Source organism: Helicobacter sp. NHP19-003, assembly GCF_019703305.1.
Lineage (GTDB): Bacteria > Campylobacterota > Campylobacteria > Campylobacterales > Helicobacteraceae > Helicobacter > Helicobacter gastrocanis.
This window is the reverse complement of the sequence record NZ_AP024814.1, coordinates 416,448-433,732: the sequence shown is the minus strand read 5'-3', so window position 1 is coordinate 433,732 and position 17,285 is coordinate 416,448. Positions and strand designations below refer to the sequence as shown.

General features: G+C 48.0%; 13 protein-coding genes and 2 pseudogenes. 12 read left to right on the top strand and 3 right to left on the bottom strand.

Annotated elements, in window-relative coordinates:
- Positions 1-2: 2 nt before the first annotated feature.
- Together ftsA and K6J72_RS02330 are read right to left on the bottom strand one after the other, a co-directional pair.
- Positions 3-1,373, bottom strand: coding sequence for a cell division protein FtsA (gene ftsA, locus K6J72_RS02335; protein ID WP_221280294.1), 1,371 nt, complete (start codon positions 1,371-1,373; stop codon positions 3-5).
- Complete coding sequence (locus tag K6J72_RS02330; protein WP_221280292.1) at positions 1,370-2,818, bottom strand: peptidylprolyl isomerase; 1,449 nt, start codon at positions 2,816-2,818, stop codon at positions 1,370-1,372. The genes ftsA and K6J72_RS02330 overlap by 4 nt, the downstream gene beginning before the upstream one ends.
- Positions 2,819-2,935: 117 nt before the next feature.
- On the opposite strand from K6J72_RS02330, the pseudogene K6J72_RS02325 reads away from it, so the two are divergent.
- From K6J72_RS02325 to K6J72_RS02290, 8 genes and pseudogenes are all read left to right on the top strand, one after another.
- A pseudogene (locus K6J72_RS02325) lies at positions 2,936-4,223 on the top strand (adenosylmethionine--8-amino-7-oxononanoate transaminase).
- Positions 4,224-4,277: 54 nt separating this feature from the next.
- Positions 4,278-5,003: a UMP kinase gene (gene pyrH / locus K6J72_RS02320; RefSeq protein ID WP_221280291.1), complete on the top strand. Its 726-nt coding sequence runs from the start codon at positions 4,278-4,280 to the stop codon at positions 5,001-5,003.
- 16 nt (positions 5,004-5,019) lie between these two features.
- On the top strand, positions 5,020-5,235 hold the full coding sequence (locus K6J72_RS02315) for a DNA-directed RNA polymerase subunit omega (RefSeq protein WP_221280289.1): 216 nt from the start codon (positions 5,020-5,022) through the stop codon (positions 5,233-5,235).
- Complete coding sequence (locus K6J72_RS02310) at positions 5,219-7,543, top strand: RelA/SpoT family protein (protein WP_430886745.1); 2,325 nt, start codon at positions 5,219-5,221, stop codon at positions 7,541-7,543. Before K6J72_RS02315 ends, K6J72_RS02310 begins: the two co-directional genes overlap by 17 nt.
- A gap of 9 nt (positions 7,544-7,552) precedes the next feature.
- The gene (tyrS, locus tag K6J72_RS02305) at positions 7,553-8,755 is read left to right on the top strand and encodes a tyrosine--tRNA ligase (protein WP_221280288.1); all 1,203 of its coding nucleotides are present in this window, start codon (positions 7,553-7,555) and stop codon (positions 8,753-8,755) included.
- A 10-nt stretch (positions 8,756-8,765) separates the two neighbouring features.
- Entirely contained in the window at positions 8,766-9,857 is a 1,092-nt protein-coding gene (locus K6J72_RS02300; protein WP_221280285.1) for a nitronate monooxygenase, read from the top strand.
- Between the two features lie 65 nt (positions 9,858-9,922).
- Positions 9,923-10,933 (top strand): N-acetylmuramoyl-L-alanine amidase family protein, encoded by a 1,011-nt coding sequence (locus K6J72_RS02295; protein ID WP_221281061.1) that lies wholly within the window; start codon positions 9,923-9,925, stop codon positions 10,931-10,933.
- The gene (locus tag K6J72_RS02290) at positions 10,933-11,682 is read left to right on the top strand and encodes a hypothetical protein (RefSeq protein ID WP_221280283.1); all 750 of its coding nucleotides are present in this window, start codon (positions 10,933-10,935) and stop codon (positions 11,680-11,682) included. Before K6J72_RS02295 ends, K6J72_RS02290 begins: the two co-directional genes overlap by 1 nt.
- Here the strand turns inward: K6J72_RS02290 and K6J72_RS02285 are convergent.
- Entirely contained in the window at positions 11,669-12,364 is a 696-nt protein-coding gene (locus tag K6J72_RS02285) for an MqnA/MqnD/SBP family protein (protein ID WP_221280281.1), read from the bottom strand. The genes K6J72_RS02290 and K6J72_RS02285 overlap by 14 nt on opposite strands.
- A 113-nt stretch (positions 12,365-12,477) precedes the next feature.
- Between K6J72_RS02285 and acnB the strand changes: the two genes are divergently transcribed.
- The 4 genes and pseudogenes from acnB to K6J72_RS02265 all read left to right on the top strand — a co-directional run bounded on the left by acnB (position 12,478) and on the right by K6J72_RS02265 (position 17,181).
- Positions 12,478-15,033, top strand: a complete 2,556-nt coding sequence (gene acnB / locus K6J72_RS02280; RefSeq protein ID WP_221280279.1) for a bifunctional aconitate hydratase 2/2-methylisocitrate dehydratase — start codon at positions 12,478-12,480, stop codon at positions 15,031-15,033.
- A 76-nt stretch (positions 15,034-15,109) separates the two neighbouring features.
- The gene (locus K6J72_RS02275; protein ID WP_221280277.1) at positions 15,110-15,769 is read left to right on the top strand and encodes an amino acid ABC transporter permease; all 660 of its coding nucleotides are present in this window, start codon (positions 15,110-15,112) and stop codon (positions 15,767-15,769) included.
- Positions 15,763-16,440, top strand: a pseudogene (locus K6J72_RS02270) (amino acid ABC transporter permease). Before K6J72_RS02275 ends, K6J72_RS02270 begins: the two are co-directional and overlap by 7 nt.
- The gene (locus K6J72_RS02265; RefSeq protein ID WP_221280275.1) at positions 16,441-17,181 is read left to right on the top strand and encodes an amino acid ABC transporter ATP-binding protein; all 741 of its coding nucleotides are present in this window, start codon (positions 16,441-16,443) and stop codon (positions 17,179-17,181) included. It begins immediately after the preceding pseudogene.
- Positions 17,182-17,285 lie beyond the last annotated feature (104 nt).

Below are 17,285 nucleotides of genomic sequence, written 5' to 3'. Positions count from 1 at the left end.
CTTTAAAATAACTTGGAGAACCAGTCCAAAAACCCGCTTTTCTTCTTAGGCACCTCAGGGGTTTGTATTATATCCTTTTTTCGCTCTTTTACGCTCTCACTCTCACCCGTGTTTTTGAGATTCGTCAAATCCGTTTCAATGTAATTGCGCTCTTGGCTGTAAGTAAAACCGGCAGGCAAAGCCCGTTTATTTTCTTTGTAACGGATCACCTTTTCGGAGTCTTTTTCGTAATTCGTGTGCTTGCCCGATCCATATAAAATCAGTCCGATCGCCACCGAGCTTGTGGGATCTTTAAGCTCCTCGGACAAGCCGCTAAGCTCCATAGGTTTAGCAATCCGCACGGGGATATTGCCAAAGATCACAGAAGCCACATTTCTAATCCCCTCGACATGTGTCATCCCCCCTGTCAGCACCACACCCCTACGGATGCTGTCTTTCAAATTGCTTTTAATCAAACGCCTATTGAGCACATCAAAGGTCTCTACGACCCTTGCCCGAATGATGTTGTGCACGAGTTGCAAGGACAAACGGTTTTTCTTGTTCTCTGTCCCAATGTCGGGCACTTCGATCTCTTGATCGCTTTCTTCAACCATGAGATTGCCGTATTGCCTTTTAATGTACTCGGCTGTGCCTAGCGGCACTTCTAGCACACTGGCTAAGTCGTCTCTTATGTGCTCCGAGCCCACATTTAGGTAGTTGTTAAAGCACATAGAGCCACCCTCATAAACCATCATATTGCAAGTGCCTCCGCCCAAATCAATGCACGCCACGCCTAGGGCTTTGTCATCCTCGTTGAGCACCGCAATAGAAGCCGCGTAGGCACTCAAGACCACATTTTCAATTTTCACGCCCGCAATTTGGATCGTACGGCGTAAATTCTCCAAACTGCTGCGTTGCACTGTAACAATGTGGGTGGAAACCTCTAAACGCGAGCCGCTCATGCCCATCGGGTCTTCAATGTTGTCTTGGCTGTCTAGCTTGAACTGGTAGGGCAAAATGTGGATCACCTCATAGCCCGTGGGGATGTGCGCGCTATGCAGTGCGGTGTCTAACACGCGGTTGATTTCTTTAAGCGTGATCTCGTTGTTGGGCACATTGATGAGTCCCGCGCTATTCACGCTTTGTGTGCAAGCCCCCGAGATGGACACGATCGCCTTTTCCATAAAGGTAAGCCCTGCCATGCGCTTGGCATCCTCGATCGCCTTTTTGACAATTTCGCCGGCTTGGCTGATGTTGCTGATATTGCCCTTCTTCACGCCCTCGGATTTATGCACGCTCACGCCGATCACCTGTGGCATGCCGTCCTTGATCTCGGCGATGATGGCGCAAATTTTGCTGGAGCCGATGTCTACGCCCAAAATGATGGGATTCAAGGGCGACTCCTGGCGTATAAGGTGATTTTGTAGCGTTGTTTTAGCATAGCGACCAGCGCCCCATCTAGGGCTTGTGCCTTGAGGTTTTGCATCATTTGTTTTAAATAAGCGGTGTTTTTCACTTGGTGCTTGAAGTCTTGAGAATACACCCGATACAACACCGCTTTGGGTCCTTCAAGCAAGGCAAAGCCCTCTTGGTAGGGGTGTTTAAAGATGTAGTCCACCAAAGCCTTGGATGACTTTTCGCCCAAGTCGTGGATATTGCCCTTAAAGTCTAAATTCAACAGGCCGATGTCGCTGCCCTTGAAGGTGGGCAGTTTTTGCAAGGCTTCTTTTTTGAGTTCTTTGATTTGCGCCTCTGTTTGCAGAATTTGGGCGATTCGAGCCCTAGCCTCCACAAAGCTTTCAAGCGCGCTTGTGTCTTTTGCCACAAGTTTTAAGACCACCCACCCCTCCTTGTAAAGCATTGGTTTTAGCACCTCGCCTGCGCGCATAGCCTTGATTTTTTTATTGATGTCCTCGCTGTAGGGCAGGTCAGTAAAGGTTTCGCTCTCGGGCTTGAGCTGCCCCTTTTTTAAGGCTAGGTAGTCTTTTAGGGCTTGCTCTTTAGCTTGCTCGCTGCTGTAGTCATGGCGCACTTGTTTTTCCACCTTGCTAAACTCTTGGGGCTTGCCCTGCAGGGTGTACTGCTCCTTGTGCTTGTCAAAGTAGATCTTTAAATCACTCTCCTTGGGGATTTCTTTGGGCGCGACTTGCACGCTAGCTAAGGTGTAGCTTGTCGGCTTTTTGTAATCTTGTTTGTGGGCGTTGTAATACGCCTTTAGGCTCTCTTCTTTGAGGGGGATTTCTTTAGGTTCTAACACCTCAATGCGGACCCTATCTTGCAAACTAAGAGGGAGCATGAACGCTTCTTGCTCTAGGGGAGTCAGGGCTTGGGGGAACAAGGAGGCGATCTTTTTAAGCAATAAGGTGTTTTTGACATTGTCCTCAAAGGCACTGGGGCGGAAGTTGTTTTCTTGTAGGAGTTTTTTATACAGCCCCTCGTCAAAATGCCCATCTTTTTGGAAAAGTTCGCTTTTTTGAATCTCGGCGACAATCTCGCTATCGCTCACCCCTAGCCCTAAATCCAAAGCGAAATTTTTCAATAACGCTTGGTTAATCAGCACATTTAAGGCGTTGCGCTCTAGCCCCAAGGCCTTGATTTCTTGTTCGCTCAAGTCCTTGAAGTTGGGGATGGATTGGCTGTAAATGTCTAAGAGTTGCTTATGTTCTCTGGCCAAATCTTCTTGACTGATGGCGATTTGCCCCACCTTTGCCACGCTCCTGCCCGCTAAAGAGAAGTTGTACTGCCCCCACCCGATCATGCCCGCAGCCACAAAAGCGATGGTGCTGATCCAAATGGTGACCACCAAGTACTTTTTATGCTTTTGCATCCACGCAATCATAGACCCTTACCCTTGTTACACAATTTCACCATAAGCGGCAATTTTATAAGAATTTCACTAAAATATTTCTAAATTTTTTAATCTTGCAGGCCGAAAATGCCGATTTAAGGGGTTTGTATGCCAAGTAATGCCCATTGGCACGCTTTAGACTTCAAACACATTTGGCACCCATGCAGCCAAATGCACGACTATGAAACCCTGCCCTTGCTCCCCATCAAATCAGCAAAAGGAGTGCATCTTTACGATTTTGAGGGCAAGGGCTACATTGATGCGATCAGTTCATGGTGGGTGAATTTATTTGGACATAACCACCCCTACATCAATGCCAAGCTCAAAGAGCAAATAGAGCAATTAGAGCATGTGCTGCTAGCAGGGCTAACCCACCCACAGGCCATTAATTTAGCCGCCAGATTATGCGCTTTGAGTGGATTTGAGAAATGCTTTTTTGCCGACAATGGCTCGGCATGTGTGGAAGTGGCGTTGAAAATGAGTCATCACAGCCACCTACTCAATGGCAAGCAAAAGAACAAATTCTTGTCCTTAGAAAATGGCTACCATGGCGAAACTTTGGGGGCATTAAGCGTGGGGGGTGGGGTTGTATAAGGACACCTACAAGGGGATTTTCTGCACGCAATTACAAACCCCCGTGCCAAAAGATGATGCCGATGTGCCACAAGCCCTACACGCCCTAGCACAAATTTTAGAGCAAGAACACCAAAACATCAGCGCTTTTATTTTAGAGCCGTTGATTCAGTGTGCGGGCAACATGCATTTTTATGGCGCAGATTTTGTCAAACAAGCCACGCAAATGTGCCAAGAGCGGGGGATTTTAGTGATCTTTGATGAAATCGCCGTGGGTTTTGGGCGCACGGGTTCGCTCTTTGCCTACCAGCAGTGTGGGGTCAAGCCCGACTTTTTATGTTTGTCAAAGGGGATCACAGGGGGGTATTTGCCCTTAGCGGTGGTGTTGACAAGCGATGCCATTTATGACAAATTTTACGCCCCTTACGCGCAGAACAAAAGCTTTTTGCACTCACACAGCTACACGGGCAACGCTTTGGCTTGCGCGTGCGCCAACGCCACATTGGACTTGTTTGGGCAGGGCGTGGTGGAACAAAACAAGATGCTCAGCAGATATATCCAAACCTGCATGCAAGAGCAATTAGCTCCCCTAAAGGGCGTTAAAAACTTGCGCACTTGTGGGATGGTCTTTGCCTTTGAGCTAGAAGGCTATCAAGGGAGTAAACGCCTAAGCCTTGCGGTGTATCAAAAGGGCTTAGAATTTGGCTTGTTGTTACGCCCGCTAGGCAACACGATTTATTTCATGCCCCCCTACACCATTAGCCCCGATGAAGTCTTAAAAAGCGTGGGGGCAATGGCTGGCATAGTGCGTGCCTTGACTTAAGGCTATTTGTTGTAAAATGTGGCCTTTTGGCATTTATGGATTTGAAGGGAGTCTATGCAAAATAAAGAGCACTCTAAAAAGCGTGTTTTGGTGAAGTTTTCAGGAGAGGCCTTAGCGGGAGATACGAACTTTGGAATCGATATACAGATTTTAAGCTACATTGCCAAAGAGATCAAAATGCTTGCCGACAACGGTATAGAAGTTGGCATTGTGATCGGCGGGGGCAACATCATTCGGGGGGTGAGTGCGGCTAAGGGGGGCATCATTCGGCGCACGAGCGGAGATTACATGGGCATGTTGGCCACGGTGATCAATGCGGTCGCCATGCAAGAAGCCTTAGAGCATATGGGGTTAGATGTGCGGGTGCAAAGCGCGGTGGAGATTCAAGAAGTGTGCGAAACTTACATCCACCGCAAAGCCATTAGGCATTTAGAAAAGGGACGGATTGTGATCTTTGCCGCCGGCACGGGCAACCCCTTTTTCACCACCGACACCGCTGCCACGCTTAGGGCCATTGAGATCGGGGCGGATTTGATCGTCAAAGCCACGAAAGTGGATGGGATCTACGACAAAGACCCGCATAAGTTTGAAGATGCCCAAAAAATTGATGTCATGGGTTATAATGAGGCCTTGATTGGCAATATTGAAGTGATGGACGACACGGCGATCTCCCTAGCCAAAGACAATAAGTTGCCCATTGTGGTCTGCAACATGTTTAAAAAAGACAATCTCTTGCATGTGATTAAGGACCAACAGGGTGTGTTTTCTATGGTGAAATAACGAAAAAGGACGACAGATGCGAACAGAAGAAATCGTGGCGAAGGCTTTGGACAAAGTCAATGGCGACCGCTATATTCTCTCTAATTTGATCTTTTCACGGGTCAAGCAGCTAGGTGCTGGGGTGCAACCCCTTGTGGCGATGGATGTCAAAACCCACAAGCCCACCGATATTGCCATTTGCGAAATTGCAGAGGGGAAGATCGGTCTTGACTACATTGATGAGAGATTCTAAATCGCCCCACTATGGCAGATTAGGCGAAATTTTAGAACTCGTTAAGGACATTGCGAGCCCCGATGAGGCGTTTAATGTCTTAAAAAACACCACCATCATCACCCCAAAAATCCAAGAAGCTCTAGACTTAGCCACCCGCTATCACAAGGGGCAAAAGCGCAAGGGCGGTGCGCCCTACATCACCCACCCGATCAGCGTGGCTTGTATTGTGGCTTTCTGTGGAGGGGATGAGGCGATGGTGTGTGCTTCTCTCTTGCACGATGTCGTGGAGGACACGCCTTGCAACCTTGAAGAAATCCTAGATAAATTCGGCGAAGATGTAGCTAATTTAGTGGACGCGCTCACCAAAATCACAGAAATCCGCAAAGAAGAGCTTGCCTTTGACCCTGAGAACCCCCATTTGCTCTTAACCGCCCTGACCTTTAGAAAAATTTTAGTCAGTGCCATTAAAGACCCTAGGGCCTTAGTGGTGAAGGTCAGCGATCGCTTACACAATATGCTGACTTTAGATGCTTTGCCCAGAGACAAACAAATCCGCATTTCTAAAGAAACCATGGCCGTTTACGCTCCCATCGCTAGCCGCCTTGGCATGTCCACGATTAAAAATGAATTGGAGGATAAATGTTTTTACTACATTTATCCCCAAGAGTATAAAGGCATTCAAAACTACCTAGAGCAAAGCAAACAGGCCTTATTTTTAAAGCTCAATCAGTTTGCCGGCAAGTTAGAAAAAATGTTTTATGAGGCTGGCTTTAGCGAGGGGGATTTTAAAATCGCCACGCGCATCAAGCGCCCCTACTCCATTTATTTAAAAATGCAAAGAAAAGGGGCGGCGAACAAGGACGAGATTTTAGACCTCATGGCGGTGCGGGTGCTGGTAAAAACCCCTTTGGAGTGCTATAAAATTTTAGGCATCGTGCACTTGCGCTTTAAACCCATTGTGTCGCGCTTTAAAGACCACATCGCCTTGCCTAAAGAAAACGGCTACCAAACGATCCACACGACCATCTTTGATGAATCGAGCATTTATGAAGTCCAAATCCGCACTTTTGACATGCACTTGGGGGCAGAGTATGGCAACTCGGCGCACTGGAAATATAAAGCTGGGGGCGTGGAGAGCGAGCATTTAAAATGGCTGCACAATTTGCAATACCAAAGCGAGGAGTCTCAAGAAAACCCCCAAGAGTTTTACGAGCTGGTGCAAAGCGATGTGCTGTATCGCGAGGACATCACGGTGTTTTCGCCCAGTGGGGACAGCTACACATTGCCCGCCGAGTCCATCGCGCTAGACTTTGCTTACATGATCCACAGCGAACTAGGCGACAAGGCCAAAACGGCCTTTGTCAACAACAACGAGGTTAAGTTGAATGTGAAGCTTAAAAGTGGGGATGTGGTGAAGATCATCAAGGGCGACACGAGTAACCCCCGTTTCACTTGGATCAACCAGTTGCGTACCACAAGGGCTAAAAACCATTTAGAACGCCTACAAAAGAACCGCTTAAAAGAGATCGATGCCAAAACCATGGTGAATATCCTAAACACCATCTTTGAAACCCCCATTTTTAGACCAGACATCGGGCCAAAGCAATACGCCACCTTTGAGAAAAAGCTCACCGAACATGGCGTGAAGATCGGTTTGAGCGAAGCCATTAAGAGCATAGAGGGGGTGAAAAAGCTTGTGGAGCAAATCCAAGAGAAGGTGCAAAGACACCCAAACCCCCACCACCACCCCGAGCCAAAACAATTTGGCTTTTTCATGAAAAACCTCATGCAATTTAAATTTGGGCGTGTTTTAGGTTTGTCTACCTCGCACATCGGGCTCAAGAAATGCGATTTAGACCATTTCATTGTCTACACTAACCCCAATATACAAATCAGACAAGTGCTGTTCAATGATTGTTGCCACCCCAAAAAAGGCGACGACATCGTGGCGATCATGCCCAAAGCCAAAGAGCATAAAGTCGTGGTGCATACAAAAGTCTGCAAAAATGCTTACAGCGACATTGATGTCGGGTTGCCAATGGTGTTTATCAGTTGGAGCAAGAAAGAGCGCGAGCTGTTTAAAATCATTATTTATATAGGCAGTGCCAAGGACAGCTTGCTACAAGTGTTGAATTTTTTAATCAAAAATAGTTGCGACATTGTCAAGGTGCAGTACGCCAGCCACGGGAAGTACTCTACAAGTTGTGAAATTTTATTCGAATACACGGGCAAACGAGAGATCGGAGAGTTTAACGAGATTCTCACCCAGAAGTACAAGGACCGCTTGACAGAATTTAGCAGCATCAAAGATGCCTATCAGGATTAAAGGATGGATATGAGCGTTACAGAGGCGATGGCAGACATCACAAGGGGCATGGGCGAGTGCATCGGCTTAGAGTATTTGCAAAGTTTAGTGGAAAAATTCTACGCCACAGGGGAGCGCTTCAGCGCAAAGGCAGGCTTTGACCCCACCGCCCCTGATTTACACTTGGGGCATGCCGTACTTTTGAATAAACTTGCCACTTTGCAAAAACACGGGGCTAGGGTGCAGTTTGTGATCGGGGATTTCACGGCGACCATTGGCGATCCTAGTGGCAAGAGCGAAACGAGAAAAACCCTAAGCTTTGAAGAAGTTTTGGTTAATGCCAAAACCTACGAGCAACAGGTCTTTAAAATCTTAGACCCTGCCCTAACTGATGTGTGTTTCAATTCCAAGTGGTTGCGTCCACTGGGCGCGGATGGCTTGCTGGTATTGACTTCTAAATTTTCAGTGGCTAGAATGCTGGAAAGAGATGATTTTGAGAAACGCCACAGAGAGAAAAAACCCATCAGCATGGTTGAGTTCATGTATCCGCTTTTGCAAGGTTATGACTCTGTGGCACTGCAGAGCGACATTGAACTTGGAGGCAACGACCAAAAGTTTAACTTACTCGTAGGGCGGTTTTTACAAAGGGCCTATGGACTGTCTAAAGAGCAAAGTGTGTTGACCATGCCCTTACTTGAGGGCTTAGATGGCGTGGCGAAAATGAGTAAAAGTTTGGGTAATTACATCGGGGTGAGCGAAGAGCCTAAGGGTATGTATGCCAAACTTTTAAGCATCAGCGATGCCTTAATGTGGAGGTATTACGAGCTTTTAAGCAGCCAAACGAGCGCAGAAATTGCCACGCTTAAAAGGGGGGTAGAAAAGGGGGTTTTACACCCCAAAGCCGTCAAAGAAAACCTAGCCCTAGAGATCACCGCTCGTTTGCACTCTAAAGAATTAGCCGCAGAAGCCAAAGCCGCCTTTGATCTCATCTTTAGCCAAAAACAAATCCCAAGCGACCTGGCGCAAATGGAGTTTAGCACAGGGGTTTGGATTGCCCAAGTTCTCAAAGAGGCAGGTTTAAGCCCCTCCACTTCCCAGGCCAGACGCGACATCAAGGCCGGAGGCGTGAAGATCGATCAAGAGGTACTCTTGGACGAGCAATATCACTTTTCTTCGGGCACTTATGTTGTGCAGGTCGGTAAAAGAAAATTTTTAAAAGCCATCATCCACTAAAGTAGGACACATGATTTCCACATTAAAACCGCTCAAAATCGGCAAACACACCATCCAATACCCCATTTTTCAAGGGGGCATGGGTGTGGGGATTAGTTGGGACGAATTGGCGGGCAGTGCCGCTAAAGAGGGCGTGCTGGGTGTGATCTCGGCGGTGGGCACAGGCTATTATAAAAACATGCGCTTTGTTGAAAAGATCGTGGCAAAAAAACCCTTTGAGGCCTTAAATTTCTATTCCAAACAAGCCCTGAATGAAATCTTTAAAAACGCCCGTAAAATCTGTGGGTCCAAGCCCTTGGGGGCAAATATCCTGCACGCCATCAATGAGTATGGACGGGTCGTAAGAGATGCTTGCGAAGCGGGGGCGAATGTCATCATCACGGGGGCGGGCTTGCCCACAAACATGCCCGAATTCACCAAGGACTTCCCCAATGTCGCACTCATCCCTATCATCTCTTCAGTGAAAGCCTTGCACATCATTTGTAAACGCTGGAGCGCGCGCTATAAGAAAGTCCCCGATGCTGTGATTGTGGAGGGTCCTTTGAGTGGAGGGCATCAGGGCTTCAAGTATGAGGACTGCTTTAAAGAAGAATTTCAGCTAGAAAATTTGGTCCCCGGGATTGTGGAAGCGGCTAAAGAGTGGGGAGATATCCCTGTCATCGCCGCTGGGGGCATTTGGGATCGCAAAGACATAGACAAAATGCTAGATTTAGGGGCGAGTGGGGTGCAAATGGCAACGAGATTTTTAGGCACGAAAGAGTGTGATGCCAAAGCCTATGCCGAAATTTTGCCCGCCCTTAAAAAAGAAGATATTTTGCTCATCAAATCCCCTGTGGGCTACCCAGCCCGCGCCATCAACACAGGGGTTTTAGAGCGCATTAAAGAGGGCAACGCCCCCAAGATTGCCTGCGTGAGTAATTGCGTGAACCCTTGCAATCGGGGCGAAGAGGCCCGTAATGTGGGCTATTGCATCGCCGATGGTTTAGGGCGTGCCCATCAAGGCAATAGAGCAGAGGGGCTGTATTTTACGGGGGCTAATGGGTATCGCATTGAAAAAATCATCAGCGTACACGAACTCGTGCAAGAGCTGACTCAAGGCTAGAGGTGCGCTGTTTTTTTTTACTTTGTCTTTTTTGCGCCACCTTGGGTGCACATGTGCTCAAAATCATGGATGTTGTACCCTTTGGGGTGAGCTCTTTGAGAATCACCTTCAACCAGCCCATCAACCACCGTGTGGTGAAAGAAACCCGTCTTTCTCACTTTAAAACTTTGTTGCAAGTGAAAGCCCAGCTGCTACTACCACCCAGACGCTACCGCTTTGCGAACAAAACTTCGATTAAAATCACCCACCGCAAGTATGCGCAAATTTGGATCGCTTGGAATAAAAACACCACTTACAGCTATAAAATTGCGCACGAACACTTGTATATCTTGATCCAAACCCACCCATTAGTGCGCCAAAATATAAGAGCACTAGAGCCTAACCCTAAAGAATTGAAACAGTTTAAAGTTGTGATCGACCCCGGGCATGGCGGGCATGACTGCGGTGCACTAGGCGTAAACCATGTTTGTGAAAAGCGCATAGTGCTGGCTGTGGCAAAAGATTTGCAACAAGAGTTGCAAAAACAGGGCTATAAAGTCTATATGACTCGTAAAAAAGATGTTTATATCAGCTTGAAAGCCCGCACGGAGTTTGCCAACGACAAGAACGCCGATTTGTTCATCTCCATACACGCCAATTCTATCCCCAAAAACGCCACCACAAACCCCGAGGGCATAGAAACCTATTTTCTCTCCACGGCTAGAAGTGAGCGGGCACGCAAGGTCGCCGAGCAAGAAAACCAAGACGATGTTAAAGTCATGGACTATTTCTCCAAACTCTCGTTTTTGAACTCGCTCAACTCCCAAAGGCTCATCATTTCGAATAAACTTGCCATTGATGTGCAATTTGGCATTTTAAGCAAGTTACGCCAACACTACAAAGGCGTGGTGGATGGGGGCGTGCGCGAGGGACCCTTTTGGGTGCTGGCTGGGGCGTTAATGCCATCCATTTTGATAGAAATTGGCTACAACTCCAACCCCAAAGAGTCCAAACGAATCCAAGACAAACGCTACGAGCAATGGCTAGCCAAGGGGATTGCCGATGGTGTGCAAAGTTTCATCAGCAAAAATTATTGATGAAAAAACCCAACCTTTACCAAATGGTGCTCTCATCGCTCTTTTTTGTGCTCTTTGTGATCACGGCTTTGGCTCTGCTGTGCGCAAGCTTTAGCCAATCTTTTTCGCAATTCTTTGGCATTTTAAACAAGGGCTTTTACAAACCTCTAATTTGGGGCTTTTATTTGTGTGGAACTGTGCTGTCTTTGGTTTGTCTATTGCGCTCCTTATGGCACAAAGAGGGCTTTTGGCTGGCGCAAATTGCGGCACTTTTGGGCTGTGTGGGGTTTTCTTATCTGTGCTTGCACCCCCCCACACTAAGCCTGCTTGGGGGGTTTTTACTCTCCTTATTCTTTTTTATTGCCTTTGTGGTTTTGGGGCTGGGACGGTTTCTACTCAAGTGGCAGGAAACCCCCCCAGCTCAAGTCCTGCTCTTTTTTGCTCCATCGCTCAACACCTGCTTGTTTTTCATCTTCGCTTCTGGGTTACAAAGCTATCTTTTAGACTCTAGCTGGCTAGCTTTGGGGGATTTTTCTTTATTTTGTATGGGGCTGGTGTGGTTGCTCTACTTGCTTGCAAAACGCCCCCATTGCTTTGGGCTTTACGAGTACACGAACTTATGGGTCTTGGGGGCGGGGATTTTGGTCTTTCTCTTGAGTGCACACACACTTTTTCAGGTAGAGCGGTGCAACCAAGCCCGATTGGCCTTTTATGTGCTCGGAGTTTTAAGCTGGCTTGTGGAATTGATGTTTCGCCCTAAAAACGCTTAGGCCTTGTGGCCCTTTTTAGGCGCACTTGGCGGTAAAAACAGCGCAAAGAAAACTCTTCTTTGGGGCGCACTCTGTATAAAATGTGCTTTAAATAGTGCAAAATTTGCGCCCTTGTGAGTCCGCTCATCTTTGCCCTCTGCTCCAGGATATAGTGGGGGATTTTCACAGGTCTTTTATAAAAGGCTTTTGCCATTTCTTGGTAAAATGCTCCATGTGCTTGGTAGCAGAAACGCCCAAAGACAAAGGGCAAGCCTGTTTTTTGATGCCACAGCGTGGCTAAATCCACAAATTCGGGCTTGGGCTGTGGTTTGTAGTAAAAACGCAAGGCATTATCTCCGATCAACACTTGCCCCTTAAGCCCCAAGACTTGGCAGAGGGCGTTAGAAGTCGCCGATTGTGTGTCTATGCCTTCTTTTTCTTGCAACAGCACAAGTACGCTCAACACCTTTGCATTGCCAATGATGGCACAGGGCGTTACCTGCTTTTTGCGCCAAGACGCATAGCCAGCCAAAGAGGAGATGAAGCCTGCGTCAATGCGCCGCAGGAAAAAGTCCTTATTCAGTTTAGCTGGATAGGATTTTCTGTGGTTTAAACATTGTTTAAAACTTGAGGGCGTGGGGTAGCCCTTGATGAAGATGTCAAAGGGGAGTAAATTTAAATAGTCGATTTTGCCAAAACGCATGCCAAACCTTTTTACACAATCTCATCCCTCACAGCCACAAACGGACTTAAGTTGGGTCAAAAATTCATAGAAGTTATTATATACTCAAAAACATTATCCCCAAAAGGAGTTTTATGCATTTCTTAGATGAATACCAAAAAGCCCTGCAAGAGAGGGCAAAAGAGCATATCCCCCCTCTGCCCTTGAGTGCTAAACAAGTCCAAAGCGTTGTGGAGATTTTAATGCATTCACAAAATAGCGATGAATGCGCTTTTGTCAAGGATTTATTGATCCACCGCGTGAGCCCCGGGGTCGATGAGGGCGCACAGGTCAAAGCCGAGTTTCTCGGGCAAGTGGCATTGAAAAAATGCACATGCCCGCATTTTAGCCCCCTAGAGGCGGTGCGCTATTTAGGTACCATGCTAGGCGGTTACAATGTCGCTCCCTTGATTTTAGCCCTGCAAAGCGGCGATGCACAGGTGGCTAAAGAGGCGTGCCAAGCGTTGAAATCCACCCTGCTTGTCTATAACTCTTTTGAAACGATCGCCAGCTTAAGCAAAACCAACGCCCTAGCCAAAGAGGTTTTAGAGTCGTGGGCAAATGCTGAGTGGTTTTTAAACAGACCCGCCCTGCCCGAAAAACTCGAGCTGTGCGTGCTAAAAATCGATGGCGAAACCAACACGGACGATTTGAGCCCGGCTAGCGATGCCTTCACCCGCAGCGACATTCCCCTACACGCCAATGCCATGTTGAAAAACCGCATTGAAAACACGCACGAAAGGTTAGAAAAAGCCAAATCTAAGGGCATACCGGTGGTGTATGTGGGCGATGTGGTCGGCACGGGTAGCTCGCGTAAAAGCGCGACCAACTCTATCATGTGGCACTTTGGCCAAGACATCCCCTTTGTGCCAAATAAACGCACGGGGGGCGTGGTGATCGGGGGGGTGATTGCCCCAATTTTCTTTGCCACTTGTGAGGACAGCGGGGCATTACCCCTAATCGCCGATGTCAAAGACCTGCATGAGGGCGACATCATCCAAGTCTATCCTTACAAGGGCGAGATTTGCAAACAAGGGCAGGTGGTGAGTCGCTTTAACCTAGAACCCACCACCCTAGCCGATGAATTTAGAGCGGGCGGACGCATTGCGCTCATTATCGGGCGGGGCTTAACCAACAAAGCCCGTAAGTTTTTGGGCTTAGAGGCTTCTAGTGTCTTTGCGAGCCCAAAGCAACCCCTTGATAGTAACAAAGGCTACACCCTAGCGCAGAAAATGGTGGGGCGTGCATGTGGGCTTGAGGGGGTGCGCCCCGGGGCTTACTGTGAGCCTATCACCACCACTGTGGGCAGCCAAGACACCACAGGGGCGATGACAAGGGATGAAGTCAAAGAACTTGCCAGCCTTAGCTTTGAAGCCGATTTTGTGTTGCAATCCTTTTGCCACACCGCCGCCTACCCCAAACCCGCCGATGTGAGTTTGCAAGCCACCTTGCCCCAGTTTTTCACCAGCCGGGGGGGCGTGGCTTTAAAACCTAAAGATGGCATCATCCACTCATGGCTTAATCGCATGGGGCTACCCGACACGCTAGGCACGGGCGGAGATAGCCACACCCGTTTTCCTATCGGCATTAGTTTTCCTGCCGGCAGTGGGTTAGTCGCCTTTGCCGCTGTTACGGGCACGATGCCCTTAAACATGCCCGAGTCTGTGCTGGTGCGTTTTAAGGGACAAATGCAGCCGGGGATCACTTTAAGGGATTTGGTGAATGCCATTCCTTACTACGCCATCAAGCAAGGCTTATTGACCGTGGAGAAAAAGGGCAAGAAAAATATCTTCAATGGGCGGATTTTAGAGATCGAGGGTTTAGGCGACATTAAAATCGAGCAAGCTTTTGAGTTCAGCGATGCGAGTGCCGAGAGAAGTGCCGCCGCTTGCACCGTGCGCCTAAATAAAGAGCCCATCATTGAATATTTGAGCTCAAATATTAAGCTCATCGAGCAAATGATAGAAAGTGGCTATGAGCACAAAGAAACCCTGCGAAGGCGCGCCGCCAAAATGCAAGAGTGGATCAATAACCCCACTTTGCTTGAGCCAGACGCAGATGCTGAATACGCCGCGGTGATTGAGATTGATTTAAACGAAATCACAGAGCCCATTTTGGCATGCCCTAACGACCCCGATGATGTGGCGGCATTGAGCGAAATATTGAGCAACCCCAAACGCCCCCAAAAGATCGATGAGGTGTTTATCGGCAGCTGCATGACAAATATTGGGCATTTTCGAGCCTTTGGCGAGATTGTCAAGGGAGCGGGAGCATCGCCTATCCGCCTTTGGATTGTACCGCCCACTAAAATGGACGAGCAACAACTCATTAAAGAGGGCTACTTTGCGATTTTTGGGGCAGCAGGCGCGCGCACAGAGGTCCCGGGTTGCAGTTTGTGTATGGGCAATCAAGCGAGGGTTAGAGATAATGCGGTGGTCTTTTCCACCTCCACGCGCAATTTTGACAACCGCATGGGCAAGGGTGCGCAGGTGTATTTAGGCAGTGCCGAGCTGGGGGCGGTGTGTGCCCTGCTTGGCAAAATCCCCACGCCCAAAGAGTATTTAGACCTAGTGGCGCACAAGCTCACCGAGCGCAAGGAGGAGATTTACCGCTACATGAATTTCCACTTGATGGAGAAAATGGCTCTCTAGGCTTTAAGCCTGCCCTTAGCTTATTTCTCTAAGATAGAGCCTTTTAGCAGACTTTAAGTTTGCGGGAGGTTGTGGTTTGGATTTAGATTGGCAGTTTGTGCGCCATGCTCTGCCCCTATTTGGACATGGGCTCGCCCTCACGCTTGAAATTTCCTTTTTTGGCATTTTGGGGGCGAGCTTTTTGGGCTTTCTCGTGGCTTTGTGTCTGTTCTTTAAGCCCAAGTTCTTAGCTAGTCTGGCTAAGGGCTACACCGAGTTGGCCCGAAACACCCCCTTACTCATTCAGCTTTTCTTTTTGTATTACGGCTTGCACGAAGTGGGGCTAACTTTGAACGCGCTTGCTTGCGCCGTGCTCGGGGTGATCTTTTTGGGCGGGGCATATATGGCAGAGAGCTTTTTACTAGGGCTAAAGGCACTCAACAAGGTGCAGTTTGAAAGCTCTTTGAGTTTGGGGTTGTCTAGGTGGCAAAGTTTGCGCTTTGTGCTCTTGCCCCAAAGTTTGGCGATTTCTTTGCCATCTTTGGGTGCAAATGTGATTTTCTTACTCAAAGAAACTTCCGTGGTGAGCGCAATTGCTCTGGCGGATTTAATGTTTGTGGCAAAGGATCTAATCGGCATTTACTACAAGACAAACGAGGCGTTGCTTTTACTAGTACTCTCTTATTTGGTCGTGTTGTTGCCCTTAAGCGGGCTGTTTGTGCTCTTAGAGCGGTACTATAAGCAAAAAGCATGCTAGAACTGTTGCAACTCTTTAGTGCCGATAACTTGGCCCGCTTGGCTGAGGGGCTAGCCACGACTTTAGCTCTAGCCCTCATTTCTATCGTTTTCTCTTTGGTGGGGGGCTTAGCTTGGGGGTGTTGATGGCTTTTGGGGGTGGGGGCTAAATTAGTGTGCCGGGTGTATTTAGAGGCGGTATGGATTGTCCCGCTTTTGGCGTGGTTGTTTATCGTGTATTTTGGCTTGGCTGCGCTCTTTGATTTACACATTGAGGCATTTATGGCGGGGGTGGTGGTCTTTAGTCTGTGGGGAGCAGCCGAGATGATGGACTTAACAAGGGGGGCTTTGAGCTCCATCTCTAAACACCAAGCACAGAGCGCAACCGCTCTAGGGCTAAAGCCCCTACAAACCACTTTTTACATTCTCTTCCCCCAAGCCCTCTTAGCCCTACTGCCCGCAAGCGTGAATCTCTTCACAAGGATGATTAAGACCACCGCCCTAATCTCTCTCATTGGGGCGATTGATCTGCTCAAAGTCGGGCAGCAAATCATAGAAGTCAATTTAATCAACATGCCCCATGCGAGCTTTTTTGTCTATGGACTGATCTTTATCCTTTACTTTGCGCTGTGCTACCCCCTATCTTACCTAAGCCAATACTTAGAGAAAAAATACCAACACAATAGAGGTTAAATGGCGATCTTGCAAACCCTGAACTTACAAAAACGCTATGGCGACCATGAAGTGCTCAAGGGCATTGATTTTAGCTTAGAGAGGGGGGAGGCTGTGGTTATTTTGGGAGCGAGCGGGTGTGGCAAAAGTTCGTTTCTTCGGTGCTTGAACGGATTAGAAGAGATTCAAGGCGGGCAAATCCTGTTTAATGGGGAGCAAATCGCACACAGCAAGGATTGGGGCAAAGTGCGCCAAAAGATTGGCATGGTCTTTCAAAATTACGAGCTCTTCCCCCATTTAAGTGTGTTGCAAAATATCTTATTGGCTCCCATGAAAGTGCAAAAACGGGCTAAAGAAGAAGTGAGCGAACAAGCACACACGCTTTTAAAGCGGGTGGGTTTAGCGCATAAAATGCAAGCCTACCCTAGAGAATTGAGCGGGGGGCAAAAACAAAGGGTCGCCATTGTGCGGGCTTTATGCATGCAACCTGAAGTGATGTTGTTTGATGAAGTTACCGCCAGCCTTGACCCCGAAATGGTTAAAGAAGTGCTCGAGGTGATTTTAGAGCTAGCTGATGAGGGGATGAGCATGGTGATTGTTACGCATGAGATGAAGTTTGCTAGAAGGGTGGCGCATAGGGTGGTGTTTTTTGATGAGGGGGTGGTGGTGGAGCAAGCCAAGCCCAAAGAGTTTTTTGAGAATCCACAATCGGCTCGGGCGCAAAAATTCCTAGAAATTTTCCACTTTTTAGGGGATTGTTAGTTTTTTGGTGCTATGCTCTAAGCTTTTAGGAGGATTTTTATTTTAAGGAGATGTTGTGCGCTTGTTTAAGATTTTTAGCCTGTTTTTTGTGGCGATCTTGGGCT